This is a genomic window from Methylomonas defluvii (genome assembly GCF_033949435.1).
Classification (GTDB): domain Bacteria; phylum Pseudomonadota; class Gammaproteobacteria; order Methylococcales; family Methylomonadaceae; genus Methylomonas; species Methylomonas defluvii.
Map to the genome: position 1 here is coordinate 56,673 of NZ_JAXARY010000019.1, position 16,301 is coordinate 72,973.

Here is a 16,301-nt window from a genome sequence, read left to right on the forward strand (position 1 = left end):
CGCGTCACCTTTTACCGATTGGACTCATTCAGTCACACGAATTAGGCTGGCGGCCTGTAACGCTTTAGATCGAGCATCATTGACGTTGTCGGCCGTGGCGAGCGCCACACCCATGCGCCTTGACACGAAAGCCTCCGGTTTGCCGAACAGGCGAATGTCGGTGTCTGCGACCGCCAATGCTTGTGCCAAGCCTGCATAGCTCACGGCTTTGGCGTCTACGCCACCTAAAATCACCGCGCTGGCGGCGGTTTTATCTAGCGCCGTGTTGACCGGCAGGCCAAGAATGGCGCGGGTATGCAAATCAAATTCGCTCTGCCGCTGGCTGGCCATCGTCACCATGCCGGTGTCGTGCGGTCTGGGGCTGACTTCGCTAAACCAGACTTGATCGCCGGCGATGAATAATTCCACACCAAATAAACCTAATCCACCTAACGCTGTGGTGACTTTATCGGCGATTTGCTGAGATAACTCAATGGCCTTGCTGCTCATCGCCTGTGGTTGCCAGCTTTCCCGGTAGTCGCCGTTCTCCTGGCGGTGGCCGATGGGTTCGCAGAAATAGGTTTGCACTTGGCCGTTGCTATCCAACGCCCGGACAGTGAGTAGCGTAATTTCAAAATCAAAGTCGATCTTCGCTTCGACGATCACCTTACCCGTATCGGCGCGCCCGCCGGCCATGGCGTAATCCCAGGCGGCTTGCAGCTGATCGGCGCTTTTTACCATGGACTGGCCTTTGCCGGAAGACGACATCGTTGGCTTGATAAAACAGGGGTAGCCTATGCCGCTATCAACTGCGCTCCTCAATTGCTCGAAGGTTTCGGCAAAAGCGTATTTCGATGTCGGTAGACCTAGTTCAGCGGCTGCCAGCTCGCGGATGCCTTCACGATTCATAGTCAATTGAATCGCCCTAGCATTAGGGACAATAGTGGTTTCACCTTGAGCTTCAATCTCCGCTAAGGCCTCGGTAGCAATCGCTTCGATTTCGGGGATGATGTAATGCGGCTGTTCGCGGGCAATCAGGGTTTTTACTGCTGTCGTGTCGGTCATATCAATCACGTGGCTGCGATGCGCCACTTGCATGGCTGGCGCGCCGGCATAGCGGTCAACCGCAATGACTTCCACGCCATAGCGTTGCAGGGAAATGGCGATTTCCTTGCCTAATTCGCCGCTACCCAGCAATAAAGCTTTGGTGGCGCTGCCGCTGTCAGGGGTGCCGATTTTCATGATTTTGCTAAATAGTTATCGATGTCTTGTTTGGAAAAGCCAATTTTTTTCGCGACCCGGTCGGCGTGGCTGACTCTGGAAATGCCGGCGATCAATTTAAAAGTCGGCAAGTCGTCGGCAAATTCCACTTGTTTAGGCACGGCGATTTTTCGTTTCACGAACTCATCCACCAATTGATGGTTGTGGGTAATCAAAATAGTACTGTTACCTTTGCGGTAAAAACCGTCCAGCACGTCGATAGACGACTGCATCTTCTCTTCAAAAGTAGTGCCTTCCGCCATTTCGTCAAGCACCACCAAGCTTTTTGCGCTGCTGGCCAAGAAAATATCGCGGGTACGTTTCAATTCCGTACCGAAGCGGCCTTCGCCGTCATCGAGATGGCTGATCTCCGGGCATTGATAGAAAATGCGGTCCGCCACGCTTAAATTGGCGGCCTGAGCCGGCACGAAACAACCGATCTGCGCCAACAATTGAATTTGCGTGATGGTTTTGCAAAATGCGGTTTTGCCGCCGCTGTTGGGGCCGGTCACGCACACCAGACGTTCGTCGTCCATGCTGAAATCGTTGCCGACGTAGGCGGGATTTTTCTGGCCCAGTACCGGGTTTTTCGCAGCGACTAATTTGATATTGTGACGTTCGCCGGCGTTCAGTTCTGGCAGCACCATTTCGCTGCCGAAGTCTTCGGCGTATTTAATAAAAGCCAATAACTCATCCAACTGTCCCAGGCCGTCCAGCATATCGCCGAGCGCCTGCGAATTTTTATAAATGTTACGCAGGGGTATGATGCAGTTGTCTCTATCGTAGCCGCCAATGACCGGAATATAAGCTAAGGCTAAGGGCAGGAAAAACACCGAAGCCACCGACAAACCGTCACGGGTGACCTGGAACATATCGGTTGGGAAAATCTGCATCAAGCCCCAGATGGCGGCGATCAGTAGAGCGATCAACATCGGTTTGAACAGGGTGGGGCGGAAAATCGTCGCCGGTGAGAAGGAGTTTTTGCGCTCTTCTTTGCTTTGCAGGCCTTTTTCGCTGTTGTAAACCGGGCCGACCATCAACGAATATTCGTTACTGTGCGAAAAATTGCCGATTTTCTCGAAGACGCTTTGCAGATAAGGGCTTTGCGGCTTGCCGGAGTTGTAGATCGCACCGACCAGATTCAAGACCACGCGCACACCACGCACGTATTGTTTGTAGCCGTAACCTTCGATTTGATTATCCTCTCGAGCCGTGCCGAAACCGCCGAGAAACTCGCCGAACAATAACAAGTAAAGCCGGTTTTCCGAAGCGGCGGCATTGGCGATAATGTTTTCCACATTGGCGCGCACATCGGGGTTGTCTTGAATTTCCCGCACTGCGGCTTGTTTGGCGGCTATCGCCTCCAGATTATCCAAGGGTTGGCTTAGCGAACGATACAGCACCGATTTACCGGCGGTGGTGCTGGCGTAGTTGACGTAATCGAACAATTCGTCCACTTCTATGGTGTTAAACGCGCCTTGGTCGATGACGCCTTCACCGGTGGGCAAGGGGTGGCTCGAGCGCACTGTCGGCCATTCGTCGTTCCAGCTTTGTAAGATGTTTTGTTGCATATTACCCCCGGTTTTTTAGTGGCCGCGCTTTATTTAGTGCACGGTTTTAATTAAATCAAGCATCACCTCGACATGAGCGTCGCTGTCGTTTAAACACGGAATATAACGATACGTCTCGCCACCGGCTTCCAGAAATATCTCTTGGTTGGCGATAGCGATCTCTTCCAGCGTTTCCAGACAGTCTACCGAGAATCCCGGACAAATCACGTCGACATTTTTGACGCCTTGCTGCGGTAGTTCTTGCAACACTTCCACGCAGTACGGTTTCAGCCATTCGGCTTTGCCGAAGCGCGATTGAAATACCAATTTCCATTGTTCGTCCTTGAGGCCTAATTGCTCGGCAAGCAGGCGACCGGTGGTTTGGCATTGATAGAAATACGGGTCGCCCCATTCGGTCAGTTTGGCCGGTAAGCCGTGAAATGACAGCAACAGCAATTCCGCTTGGCCGTTGGCTTGCCAATGCTGGCGCACCGATTGCGCCAGGGCTTCGATGTAACTGGGGTGTTCATGAAAGTCGCTGATGAAGTGCAGGCCGGGCATGTGCCGCCAACTGACAAATTCCTCGGCCACCACGTCGAAAATCGAGGCGGTCGTGGTGGAGGAATATTGTGGATAGAGCGGCAGGATAACGATTTCGTGGACACCTTGCTTCTGAAAGTTTTGCAATTTTTCCCGCAAGGCCGGTTTGCCGTAGCGCATCGCGCAATCGATGATTAAATCGGCGTCGTCTATACCGGTAAAACCTTGCAATTTGGCGGTCAGCTTTTCGGTGAATACGATCAAGGGCGAGCCTTGCTCGGTCCAGATCGATTGATAGGCATGCGCCGATTTTTTAGGGCGAAACGGCAGCACGAACAAATTCAGGATCAGCCACCACAAGGGTCTGGGCAGATTGACCACCCGCGGGTCGCCGAGAAATTCGCGCAGGAAGCGGCGTACGTCGCCGGTTTTTGGGGAGGCGGGCGAGCCCAGATTGACCAGTAACACCCCGATCTTTTTTTGGCCGGTTTCAGTCATGGTTACTTGCGATTGATCAGGTTCAGGAATTCGGAACGGGTGCTGATTTCTTCTCTGAAGATACCCAGCATGACCGATGTGGTCATCACCGAGTTTTGTTTTTCCACGCCGCGCATCATCATGCACAAGTGCTTGGCTTCGATGACTACCGCTACGCCGCGGGCGTCGATGGCGGTTTCCACCGCTTTGGCGATTTGCCGAGTCAATTGTTCTTGAATTTGCAGCCGCCGACCGTACATATCAACGATACGGGCCAGTTTGGACAAGCCCAAGACTTTGCCTTTAGGCAAATAACCGATGTGGCATTTGCCAATAAAGGGCAATAAATGATGCTCGCACAAAGAGTAAAGCTCGATGTCTTTTACAATTACCATGTCTTCGGTATCGGCTTCAAATATCGCGCCGTTCAATACTTCTTCCAGGGTTTTTTCGTAACCGTTATTCAGGAATTTGAAGGCTTTAGCGGCACGTTTCGGCGTGTCCCGCAAACCTTCCCGATTCACATCTTCGCCTATTGCTTGAATGATTTTGGAGAAATATTCTTCCATTGCCGCCCTCGAGTAAAAAAATGTCGTGAGTATACAGCATCAAACTGTAAATTCTAAGGCGTCCAAAACCACCTGGCTACCGGCGCCAAAACGGGTGGCGTTTTCGCTGAGATGGCGGCGCCAGGCCCGCGCACCATCGACCCCATGAAACAGACCCAGCATATGCCGGGTCATACAATGCAGTCTCACGCCTTGTTGTAATTGCTGCTCTATATAAGGCAACAGGGCTAATACCGTTTCTTGCCGCGACGGGATGGAATGCTCGTCGTTAAACAAGCGCCGGTCTACTTCTGCTAGTAGATAGGGATTGTGATACACCTCCCGGCCTAGCATGACGCCGTCAAGTTGCTCTAATAAATCGAGCGAGCTATCCAAGGATTCGATGCCGCCGTTGATAACAATATTCAGCATCGGAAAATCTTGCTTCAATTGCAACACCACGTCATAACGTAGCGGCGGTACGTCGCGATTTTGCTTGGGTGAAAGCCCGGATAGCCAGGCTTTGCGGGCGTGCACGATAAAGGTCTCGCAACCTGCCGCCGCTACAGTGTTTATGAAGTGTGTCAGTTCTGCGTAAGAATCGCGATCATCGATACCAATCCGCGATTTCACCGTCACCGGCATCGATACTGCCTGGCGCATGGCTGCCACGCATTCGGCTACCAGTTCGGGTTCTGCCATTAAGCAGGCGCCAAAGCGGCCATTTTGCACGCGATCACTGGGACAGCCGACGTTTAAATTGATCTCGTCGTAACCATAGTCGGCGGCAATTTTGGCGCATTCCGCTAAATCCGCTGGATTGCTGCCGCCTAGCTGTAAAGCCAGTGGGTGTTCCTCTGGGCTGAACTGTAAATGCCGGTCACGGTTGCCATGCAATATGGCGCCAGTGGTGACCATTTCCGTGTATAGCAAGGCATGACGGGATAAGGTGCGGTGGAAATACCGACAGTGTCGGTCAGTCCAATCCAGCATGGGGGCCACTGAGAATCGGTAGGCCAGGTGTTTGTCAGCTTGGGGGGCGGTATGGTCGCGGTCAGCGGTCATGGGTGGTTCTGGTGGTTGGGAATCAGGATTCAAATTGGTGAGTTTATTATACTTTGCCGGGCTGAATAAAAACCGCAGTAGGAAATCAGCCCGTGCTGAAGGCTGAAGCAGGAAGGCGATAGGAGAATATCAGTGTGCTTTATCGGCGTAGACTTTGTTGGTCAGTTCTTTAAACCAACGCGGCCTGAAAATCACTAGGTATAAACCGATGCTGCTGGTAATCGGAATGGGGCTGACACTAAACAGCATGAACACGATAAAGACAATCGCACAGTTGATTCTGCTCAGGCTTGTCGGATGCGTATTGGCCCGCTGCTATTAGATGAAGCTAAAAGTTAACACCTTACATCTAAATGTTGCAGTCAGATCAAAAAAGCCTTGGTGCCGTGTTGACGCCGCCTTGACGAGTGATTTGGGATTCGGGATGGCTATCTGGCTTGTCCGCGCGGACGATTCAAAATTATACGGATTGCCGAAAAACACTCATTTGTATTGTTTGCTAGCTTTGTTTTCGGTCAGGCTACTAACGCATTTACTGTAAGTTTGTTTGGTATGAAACTGATGGAGCGAATTGCTAACCGGCTGGACCAAAGCACGAGTGCCGGGTTTTAGAGGGCGAGAGGCAAGTGCGTTAATCGTTTCCATGCTGCCTATGCATTGCTTGGGTTTTGGCATGGTTGCGGCGGGGGCGTTTTGGGTGGCCAGAAATACGCCGATTATGATCAGTACGAAGCTTATGCCGCAGCGCTTTAGTTCGCGTATACAAGTTTTCAGGATGTCTTCGGAATTCATAGTTTGTCTCCTTATGTTGGGGTTATAAAAACTTAGCGAGCTGATGCGCATGTTTCAGGTATTCGCGCCAATCGGTTCGCTGTGGGCAGCTGAGGCGCTGAATAACGACGCCATTTCGCGATCCGGTTGAACGTGGCCTCGAGCCTACGATGGTTATCGGCAAACTTTCATTGTGGCGCGGCCAGCCTTATAACAAGGCCATGCTTAAACCAATCTGAAGTGAATTTTTGCCACGCGGTTTTTTGTATGTATTTCTTGGTGAATTTCCAGTGCTTCACTACGCATCTGGGCGCAAAATGCACAGAGGCCTTCGTGGGCGGTATGTGACTTTTCATGGGCTGACAATAAGTCGCCGCACCTTTTGCAACGAGTAACCTGCTGGAGCGTTTTCATGGTGATCACCTCGTAATCCGAATGTCTGAAAATAATGCGCTATGGGTTTGTTGGGTATTCGGCTCTTCGTCATTGCAGAGCTACTTTATACAGCGCAAAACCAATGCCACTACAAAACCGCATGTACCTTAATTATTCTAAGTAATTGTTTATGCATTATTTTATGAGCTGGCAATGCTGGAAAACAGTGAAAAAATGCACAAGAAATTGTTGATTTCAGCACTAAATATCGTATCGCTTACGAAATGTCGTACAAGGTGTCAGCGCCAGTCGATGATGCAGGGGCGTTAGACGCTTTTGCAGGTTTAAAGGTGGTATGAGTTTTTAGGTTAATGGCTGTCGCTACAGGGGTAGCTCCAGCGCTGGCTCGAAGATTTGTAATCGGCGGGCTAATAAGCGGGTTTAATCAAATCTACCTCTGTCTTGAATGATGCTGCTCAGGTGCTTGATCTGCACTTAAGTTTTGACGAAATATCGTCAACTATTCAAAAATATGTGATACATTTCGCTTTAAACGTATCGGGAGAATATTCCCAATTAACTAGGTAGTATGAGTGTGCTACCGATGAAATGCTTGAGAGTCCGCATGCGGCAACGATACTATCCGGCCATATTCAAAACGCTAAACGCTGCTATCGTTTCCTATGTCTGCGCACTCGCAGCCCTAGTGCCTGCCTCTGTAGTTGCCGGGGGCCATATGGGGCATATGCCCAGCCATGGCACCACCGGGCTGCCGGGTGATTTGTTATTGTTTCCGGCTGTGACCGGCATCGAACGTTTCGATCAAGAACCGCAGAAAAAACTCAGTACAGGTGACGTTATCCCCGAGATTAACGTGTTTTACACCACCGACTATCAGCGCTTCCGCTTTCTCGGCGAATGGCTGGTCAGCACCAAAACCCATAATCTGGAACGCTTTCAATTAGGCATGCATGTTGGCGACGAAGCCACGCTGTGGTTGGGGCGCTTTCATAACCCGATCGGCTATTGGAACATGCAGTTCCACCACGGCGCGTTTCTGCAAACCACGATCAGCAGGCCCGGTATTATGGCTTTCGAAACGGCGGGAGGCGTGATTCCCAATCATTTGACCGGGTTTTTATGGGAAGGTGTCCACGATCTGGGTGAGGGCGGCTTGTATTACACGGTTGGCGCTGGTGCGGGCCCGCAAATTAATAAAGGTTTGGAAGCGTTCAATCTGGTGGAGCCGGGAGGTTCCCGCCGGCCTGGTGTGTCGTTTCGGTTGGGCTACCAACCTATCAGCTATGGGGTCGACGAATTCGGCATTTCCGGGGCCTACAATCAAATTCATTCCGACGAACTGGCCGTTAAAAACGTTAATCAGTTCGTCGCCAGTGCCTATGCCGCTAAGCAAATCCAATCGCTAAGATTATTAAGCGAAATTGTCTATGTGAACAATACCTTGGAAAGTCCGTTGGGCGGCAAAACTTACGACGATTTTCTCAGCGCTTACGGGCAAGTGGAATGGGACCTCAATCCGGCCTGGACTGTGGTCGGGCGCGTAGAAGGCACTTTTGGCGGCAGGGACGATCCCTACCTGGCGATGTTTCCTAAATATGTCGAGGACAGGTTTCTCGGCGGCATACGCTATAAGCTCAACCACACGAATGCCCTAAAGCTAGAAGCCTCCCGCGATCATTTGCGCGACGATCATTTCGGGCAAGTGATGTTTCAATGGAGCGCGGTGTTCCCATGAAACTGCTGCGCGGTCTTTGCATCATTGTTTTGCTGTTGCTGCTTGGAGCGCAGAGCCTATGGGCTATCACTCGCCATTCTCTGGTATTGGCCACCAGCGCCAACTCGTCGATGCCGGCTCTAACCGTGCAAGAAGCCAGAAAATTGTTCTTGGGCGTACCTTTGGAGAAGGGCGGCGAACACCCCGTGCCCTTATTAAATATCAGCGATCCGTTAATTTTCGAAGTATTTCTGCAAAAAGTGGCCTTCATGTCGGCTAATGCCTATGAAAGTCAAACCATATCGGTGGTTTTCCGCCTCGGCGGTAAGCGTCCGGAGAGTTTTAACGATCTGAAGAGCTTGGTCGATACGCTGCAACAAAATCCGGGTACGGTGACCTATTTGTGGGAAGATCAAGTCCGGGCCAATCAAGGCCTTAAAGCGGTTAACGTGTTATGGCAGGGAGCCCTGGAATGAGTCGGTTTTTTCATAGTTTTAACGGCCGAATGATTCTGGCGGTTGTCGGCATTCATTTACTGCTGGTGCCGGTGTTGTTGTTCGGCATTTATCGGGTAATCAAACCCAGTTTGGAAGCGCAGTTTGTCAATTACGTCCGCTCCGATGCCTTGCTGTTCAGTAATCTGGTGACACCGCGCCTGCAGCACAGTAAGGCCGGCGAATTGCAAGGCTTGTTAGGGGAGTTTCTGTTGAATGGCCGTTTGGCGTTTGCGGAAATCGCCACCGAGCGCGGCAATATTCGCGCCGACATCGAACTGAATGCGCAGCAGCAATTTCAGGAAGATTTTTTCTTCGGCGAGCACGACGACGATATTTATTTTCTAGCGGTGCCGATTTTGAATCCTGAAGACGGCTCGTTGGCGATGCTAAGGCTGGGTTACGACGAGCGGCAGATTCAACGCGACATTGCCACGATCTATCAGCGTAGCGCCTATTTTGTCGCGGTTTACATGGGCTTGACGCTGCTGGTGGTGGGATTGTTCGGGCGCAAACTGGTTATGCCGCTGGAACGTTTACGCGACGAAGCCGAACAAATCGCCGCCGGCAATCACACCGGGCAATTTAATTCCGGCACCAAAATTACCGAAGTAGCGGCGTTGGCCGAGCATCTGGAAAAAATGCGCCAAGCCTTGCTGTCCGCCCGCGACGCGGCATTGCAGGCCGCCGGCGCGAAGAGCGAGTTTCTGGCTAATATGAGCCATGAAATCCGCACGCCGATGAATGGCATCATCGGCATGATAGGTTTGGCCCTGCGTACAGATCTTACGCCGCAGCAACGCGAATTTCTGGGGATGGCGAACAGCTCGGCGGATGCTTTGCTGCGCATCGTCAATGACATTCTGGATTTCTCCAAGATTGAGGCGCGTAAGCTCGAACTCGATCATGCACCGTTCAAAGTCCGCGAAAGCCTCGGCGACACCTTAAAGCTGCTGGCCGGCCATGCCCATGAAAAAGATCTGGAGTTGATGTTGCGCATCGACCCGGAAACCCCGGACGATTTGCTGGGCGACGTCGGCCGTTTGAATCAAGTCATCATTAATCTGGTCGGCAATGCCATCAAATTTACCCAGCATGGCGAAATCGTGGTGCAAGTCAAACCGGAATCGGTCGATGAAAACAAGGTTTGTTTGCAGATTGCGGTCAGCGACACCGGTATCGGTATTTCCCCCGATAAACAACAGCTTATTTTCGAAGCCTTCGCGCAGATAGACGCTTCGTCCACCCGAAAATTCGGCGGCACCGGCCTGGGTTTGTCGATTTCTTCGCGCTTGGTCGAGTTGATGGGCGGGCATTTGTCATTGGAAAGCGAAGAACATAAAGGCAGCACTTTTTTCTTTACCGCCGTGTTTGACCGGCACACTAAAAGCGAGGCCGACGCGCCATTTCAGCCACTGATAGACGTGAAAAATCTACCGGTGTTGATCGTGGACGACAATGCCATCAATTTACGGGTGTTCTCGGAAATCTTGAACCATTGGGGCATGCGGCCCACCACGGTGGATAGCGGCGAGGCGGCCATCACCGCATTGAAGAGTATGGCGGAAACCGGCGAAGCCTACGCTTTGATTTTACTCGATGCGATGATGCCGATCATGGACGGCTTTATGGTGGCGCAAGCCATCAGAGAGGATCAACGCTTCGAGCCGGTAACCATCATGATGTTGTCGTCTGCCGACCGGCCGGACGATTGCGAACGCTGTCACGATTTGGGCATCAATTTGTATGTGCGTAAACCGGTCAAACATTCGGAATTGTGGAATGCCATTCAATCGGCGTTGGGTAAATCCGCCAAAGCCGCAGAAGCCGCGCTGACAGTATTGGCCGAGCCGCCGCGTAAGTTAAGAATTTTGTTGGCGGAAGATAATCCGGTTAACCAATACATGGCGGTGGTGTTGCTGGAAGAGCGCGGCCATACCGTGAAGGTGGCCAACAACGGCCAGGAGGTACTGGATATATTGGCTACCGATATTTTGTTCGATCTGATCTTAATGGACGTGCAGATGCCGGTAATGGACGGTTTTCAGGCTACCGAAGCGATTCGGGCCAGCGAGCGCGAGACCGGTAAACATATGCGGATTATCGCGATGACCGCGCACGCCCTGAAAGGTGATAGGGAACGCTGTTTAGCCGTTGGTATGGACGATTACATCGCCAAACCCGTGCAGGAGCAGGATTTGTTGGCAATGGTGGAGTGTTGGAATATGGCGGGAACAGAGCAAGCGGATAAGCACAGCATGGCGTCGGCGCTGTTGGCTGAGCCGGCGCTGGATTGGCAACAAGCCTTAAGCCGGGTGCGCGGTAGACAGCAGATGTTGTGCAAAATGATGACTTTATTTCAGGAACAGTCAGCGCCGCTGCTGAATGACATGGCCGATGCGATACAGCGTCAGGATGCCGAATTGTTACGGCTATCCGCACATACCCTGAAAAGCTCGGCCAACAGCATCGGCGCCTTCCCGTTCGGCAAGATAGCCCAGCAGCTGGAGACGATGGGCCACGAGGCTGCCTTTACTGATGCGGCCGCCAGTTACGAGTTACTGCAACAAGCCAGCATTCGGCTGGAGCCGGCTATTCAGGAATATTTGCACGAGTTTCAGGAATGATGCTGCCGCCGGTGGTTGGGATAGGTTAAGAAGGAGATAGGCATGACTCATAAGCGCCAGCGCGATAAACCGTTAATCTTGATGCTGGACGACAATCCGGTTAACTTGGAAGAGTTGGCAGGCTTGGTCGATGAAGCCGGCTTTGACGTATTGCGTGCGGAAACGGGCGAAATTGCCTTGGTCCAAGCCGTGGCCCAATTGCCAGACCTGATTCTGTTGGACGTGCTGATGCCGGGCATGGACGGTTTTACCGTCTGCCAGACCTTGAAAACCATTCCGACGACGCGCGATATTCCGGTGTTATTCATGACGGCCTTGGCGGATACCGCCGATAAATTAAAAGGTTTTCAAGTCGGGGCGGTGGATTACATCACCAAGCCGTTTCAATACGAAGAAGTACTTGCCCGCGTGCAAACCCATCTGACGCTGCAAAAGTTGAAGCTGGAGTTGCAAGAAAAAGAGCAGCGCCTGTCGCGGATTTTCGAGAACGCGATGGATGCGATTCTGACGCTGGATGACATCGGGCGGATTACCTTATTCAACGCGGCGGCCGAACAGATGTTTCGCTGCAAAGCCGCCGACAGCATTGGCCGGGCGGTGGATAGATTTTTGTCGCCCGAGCTTTACAAAACGCTAACCAATTTTCGCAACGGCGTGCCGGCCGAGCAGGCCATTTGGGTGTCGGAAGGCATGAGTGCGGTACGCGCGGATGAGAGCACTTTCCCCATCGAAGCCACCATTTCCCGCGTGGAAGCCATTGGGCAGAAACTGTATATCCTGATTTTGCGTGACATCAACGAACGTAAAGCCCGGCAACAGGCCGAAGCGGAATGCAATACCTTGCGCGGCATCAATCTATATCTACAAGAAGAAGTCTTGGCCAGCCGCGATGGCGAGGAATTGATCGGCAATTCTCCGGCATTGCATCAAGCGATGGATCTGGTCAGGCAGGTAGCCAACACCGACGCAACGGTGTTAATCACCGGTGAAACCGGTACCGGCAAGGAATTGATTGCTCGGGCGATTCACAATCTCAGCGCTCGCAAAGACAAAACCTTGGTGAAATTGAATTGCGCGACGATCCCGGAAAATCTCGCCGAAAGCGAGCTGTTCGGTCACGAAAAGGGCTCGTTTACCGGGGCGATTGCTCGCAAATTGGGACGTTTTGAACTGGCTAACGGCGGTACCTTGTTTCTGGATGAAATCGGCGAATTGCCGTTGGAGATGCAGGCCAAATTATTGCGGGTGCTACAGGAAGGCGAATTCGAACGGGTGGGCGGCACGCAAACCCTGACCTGCGATGTGCGGGTCATCGCCGCCACCCATCGGGATTTGGCGCAGTTTTCGCAACAAGGTAAATTCCGGGCCGACTTGTATTACCGTTTAAATGTGTTTCCCATTAATTTGCCGCCGCTACGCGAGCGTAAGGAAGACGTGCCGTTTTTGGTGAAGCATTTCATCGATAAGTACGCGGCAAAATTCGGCAAGAAAATTCAGTCTATTCCGGAACGGATGATGGCTGATCTGCAAAGTTATTTCTGGCCCGGCAATATTCGCGAGCTGCAACATATCATCGAACGTGCGGTGATTTTAACCAAGGGCAGTCAACTGGCCGCCGTGGATTGCGTGAATGTGATGGGGGCCGGCGGCGCGCCCAACGCGGCACCGATTGTCACGCTGGACGAAGCCGAGCGCGCGCATATTTTGAAAGCGCTGGAAGCCACGTCCTGGCGAATCGCCGGTAATCAGGGAGCGGCGAAGATTTTGGGGGTGCCATCCACGACTTTGCGGTCGCGGATGGAAAAGCTGGGGATTAGTAAACCGGCCTGACGGGGGCTAGTTTTCAAACACATCTACGCCTTTCGGCGCTTTGAAATTAAACAAGGCGTCGTCCAGCTTGGGATTGAGCTGGATGTTGGAAAAATAAATACGGGTTAATTGGCCGAAATTGTCGCTCAGTTCCATACCGCCCAATTGGTTGCCGTTCAGGCCGATCAAAATATACTTGAACCCGCTTTCTTCATTCTTGGGTGATAGTTTCACCCAGTTCATGCCGTCGTCTTCCTTGCCTTGTTCCTGCAGGATGAATTTTTCCTCTATATCCACTTCGCCGGTCAATAACAATGCCGGTGTGGAACCCAGCGAATCGTCCAACTGTTTGACCGTCACCTGTTCCAGGTCGGCATCGTAAAACCAGACTTTGCCGGTATTGGACACAATCTCTTGCACAAAGGGTTTTTGGTAGTTCCAACGAAATTTGCCGGGTCGGCTCAGATAAAATTTACCGGTGCTGTTTTGCGCGGGGCGGCCGCTTTTATCGAAACTGGTTTGCTTGAAATCCGCCGTCAAGGAACTGCTGCTGGCTAAAAAGCTTTTCAATCGGGCAATCGGTGTTTCGTCTGCCCAGGCTGACGAGGTGGTGGCGATCAGGAAAATCAGAGCAAAAATGTGTTTAAGCAACATAGTTAAAAAGGGTTCAGGTTATTAAGCCAGCTTTCGCCGGATTCCGGACTTGCTCCGCAGTCGGCAAATTGGCTGGGTCCGGAGCCATCCACGAACGGCATCAATTTAGCGCCGGGGCAGCCTTCATTGCTGAGCAAGCCGCTGGCAGTATCTATCCAGGTCATCTGTACATTATCGGGCGGTACCAGGCTGACCGGCTTCTTCGACACTTGCCGCATCAGCTCGGACCAGATTTGCAAGGCGCCGGTTCCGCCGGTCAAGCCGGTCGGTTTGTTGTCGTCGCGGCCAACCCATACCACCGATAGAAAATCGCCGCTAAAACCGGCAAACCAGCTGTCGCGTAATTGATTGGTGGTGCCGGTTTTGCCGACTAAGGCCATGTTCTGCGGCAAATAGTTATACGCGGAATGGCCGGTGCCGGCATACATCACTTCTTGCAAAATGGTGTTGGTAATAAAGGTGGCGGCTGGGTCGACCGCTTGACGCACGGTAAAAGGATAACTTTGCAGGGCTTTGCCGTCGGCGGCGTTTACCGCGCGGATCGAGCGCAGCGGCGTGGCAAAACCGTCGCCGGCCAGGGTTTGGTAAAGCTGCGTGACTTCCAACGGCGTCAAAGGTTGCGCGCCCAACAGGAAGGACGGAAACAAATCCACCGGCCGGCTGACCCCCATGCTTTTTAAGGTGTTGGCGACTTTGGCCAAACCAATGTCCATGCCAATCCGCACAGTCGCCATATTGTAGGAGTGGGTGAGGGCGCTATGCAGCGGCACGATGCCGTGTTCCTGATTATCATAGTTGTCCGGCGACCAGGTTTTGCCTCTTTCGGCTGGAATTTCCAGGCGGGTATCGCTGATCGGCGTGGCGATGGTGTAGCGGTCCGGATATTCCAGTGCGGTCAAATAGACCACCGGTTTGATCAGCGAACCTATCGGCCTTACAGCGTCCAAAGCGCGATTGAATCCGGTATCCTCGGCGTCGCGGCCACCGGCCAGTGCGACAATTTCGCCGCTATCGCGACGGGTTACAATGGCGGCGGTTTCCAGATCGTTACTTTTCGGGCTTCTTTCTAAATGCTTCAGTTTGCTGGCGATGGATTTTTCCAATGTGTCTTGGATGCGGGTATCCAAGGTGGTGACGATGCGTAGACCTTCCGAGGTCAGATCGTCTTCTTTATATTCCTGCTTCAGTTGGCGTTTCACCAGATCGATAAAACCCGGATAGCGATTGGCGGAGCGATGAATCACCGTCGCGACGCCTATCGGTTGTTTTTTGGCTTCGCTCAGTTGCTGTGCGTCGATAAAACCTTCCGTATGCATCGCATCCAGCACGATGTTGCGGCGTTCCAGCGTGTGTTCAGGATTGCGGCGTGGATCATACTCGGACGGCCCGCGTACCAATGCCACCAATGTAGCAACTTGATGCAAATTCAGGGTTTTTAATGATTGCCCAAAATAAAATTCGCTGGCCAAACCAAAGCCATGCACAGCGCTGGCGCCGTCTTGGCCCAGGAATATTTCGTTCAAATAAGCTTCCAGAATTTCGTCCTTGCTGTAGCGATATTCCAGAATAAACGACATCAAGGCTTCTTTCAGCTTGCGGCGTAGCGTGCGTTTGGGATTCAGGAAAAAGTTTTTCACCAACTGCTGGGTGATGGTGCTGCCGCCTTGCACCATGCCGCCGGCTTTCACGTTGGACCACATGGCGCGGACGATGCCTTTGGGCGAGATGCCGAAATGGTTGTAAAAGTCCTTGTCTTCGGTGGACAGCAGGCCTTGCACCAGGGTTGGCGGCGCTTCGTCCAGTTTGATCAGAATTCGGTCTTCCTTGCGGGTGGGATAAAAGCTGCCGATTTGCACCGGGTCCATGCGGACGATGGCCAAACTCTCGCCGGTGGCGGCGTCGGTAATACCGGCGATGCCGCCGCTCGTGAAACTCACGCTGATATTGCGGCTTTCCTGAGGCGTATTGCCGAAATTAAAGGCGCGGGTGCGGATGTTGATCTGGCCACCCTTAATGGAATAGGAGCCTTCGCCGGCCAGTTGGTTGTCCTGGCGGTAATGCAATTCCAGCAATAAGTCTTCCAGATTTTTGCTGGAAATTTCGTAACCGGCGTAAAGCTCGACGGGGCTGGCATAGACGCGGGCCGGAATCGACCAGCGCTTGCCCTCGAATTGCTGGCGTACCGTGTAATCTAGGTAGCTAACATACACCGCCAATACGAAAGCCCCGATCAGCACTAGCGAAACCAGCGCGCGTTTCAGCCACGATGCTTGGGGTTGCGATTTTCTGCGTCTAACGGTCGATTTGCTGCTTCTGGGTCGTCTAGGCATTAAGTCGGTATCTGATCTCGCCGACGGCAGTTAGCGGCGGCTGTGTGAATGGGGCGAAGATGGCACCTGCTGGTTCGGCGCAGTTCA

12 protein-coding genes are annotated in these 16,301 nt (G+C 52.5%); 4 read left to right on the top strand and 8 right to left on the bottom strand.

The genetic code is table 11. The features are described from left to right. Positions 1-24: 24 nt before the first annotated feature. The 6 genes from purT to QLH52_RS18445 form a co-directional block, all read right to left on the bottom strand. Positions 25-1,221 (bottom strand): formate-dependent phosphoribosylglycinamide formyltransferase, encoded by a 1,197-nt coding sequence (gene purT / locus QLH52_RS18420; protein ID WP_171694585.1) that lies wholly within the window; start codon positions 1,219-1,221, stop codon positions 25-27. After that, entirely contained in the window at positions 1,218-2,810 is a 1,593-nt protein-coding gene (locus tag QLH52_RS18425; RefSeq protein ID WP_171694586.1) for a MutS-related protein, read from the bottom strand. The genes purT and QLH52_RS18425 overlap by 4 nt, the downstream gene beginning before the upstream one ends. Before the next feature lie 33 nt (positions 2,811-2,843). Beyond that, positions 2,844-3,827 (bottom strand): ferrochelatase, encoded by a 984-nt coding sequence (gene hemH, locus QLH52_RS18430; protein ID WP_205453691.1) that lies wholly within the window; start codon positions 3,825-3,827, stop codon positions 2,844-2,846. A 2-nt stretch (positions 3,828-3,829) separates the two neighbouring features. After that, a complete protein-coding gene (gene folE / locus QLH52_RS18435; protein WP_033158934.1) occupies positions 3,830-4,375 on the bottom strand; it encodes a GTP cyclohydrolase I FolE in 546 nt (181 codons plus the stop codon). A 39-nt stretch (positions 4,376-4,414) separates the two neighbouring features. After that, the gene (dusA, locus tag QLH52_RS18440) at positions 4,415-5,419 is read right to left on the bottom strand and encodes a tRNA dihydrouridine(20/20a) synthase DusA (protein WP_033158935.1); all 1,005 of its coding nucleotides are present in this window, start codon (positions 5,417-5,419) and stop codon (positions 4,415-4,417) included. Positions 5,420-5,902: 483 nt separating this feature from the next. Next, a complete protein-coding gene (locus tag QLH52_RS18445) occupies positions 5,903-6,211 on the bottom strand; it encodes a hypothetical protein (RefSeq protein ID WP_033158936.1) in 309 nt (102 codons plus the stop codon). 979 nt (positions 6,212-7,190) lie between these two features. On the opposite strand from QLH52_RS18445, the gene QLH52_RS18450 reads away from it, so the two are divergent. From QLH52_RS18450 to QLH52_RS18465, 4 genes are read left to right on the top strand one after another with little or no spacing between them, the layout of a single operon-like run. Then, complete coding sequence (locus QLH52_RS18450) at positions 7,191-8,321, top strand: hypothetical protein (RefSeq protein ID WP_319962523.1); 1,131 nt, start codon at positions 7,191-7,193, stop codon at positions 8,319-8,321. After that, entirely contained in the window at positions 8,318-8,776 is a 459-nt protein-coding gene (locus tag QLH52_RS18455; protein WP_033158938.1) for a hypothetical protein, read from the top strand. Before QLH52_RS18450 ends, QLH52_RS18455 begins: the two co-directional genes overlap by 4 nt. Further along, the gene (locus QLH52_RS18460; RefSeq protein ID WP_051670430.1) at positions 8,773-11,421 is read left to right on the top strand and encodes a hybrid sensor histidine kinase/response regulator; all 2,649 of its coding nucleotides are present in this window, start codon (positions 8,773-8,775) and stop codon (positions 11,419-11,421) included. The genes QLH52_RS18455 and QLH52_RS18460 overlap by 4 nt, the downstream gene beginning before the upstream one ends. Before the next feature lie 42 nt (positions 11,422-11,463). Then, positions 11,464-13,251, top strand: coding sequence for a sigma-54-dependent Fis family transcriptional regulator (locus QLH52_RS18465; protein WP_033158939.1), 1,788 nt, complete (start codon positions 11,464-11,466; stop codon positions 13,249-13,251). Between the two features lie 6 nt (positions 13,252-13,257). On the opposite strand, the gene lolA is transcribed toward QLH52_RS18465, so the two are convergent. Together lolA and mrcB are read right to left on the bottom strand one after the other, a co-directional pair. After that, on the bottom strand, positions 13,258-13,884 hold the full coding sequence (lolA, locus tag QLH52_RS18470) for an outer membrane lipoprotein periplasmic chaperone LolA (protein ID WP_051670432.1): 627 nt from the start codon (positions 13,882-13,884) through the stop codon (positions 13,258-13,260). 2 nt (positions 13,885-13,886) lie between these two features. Beyond that, positions 13,887-16,214, bottom strand: a complete 2,328-nt coding sequence (gene mrcB, locus QLH52_RS18475; protein ID WP_319962524.1) for a penicillin-binding protein 1B — start codon at positions 16,212-16,214, stop codon at positions 13,887-13,889. Between the last annotated feature and the right edge of the window lie 87 nt (positions 16,215-16,301).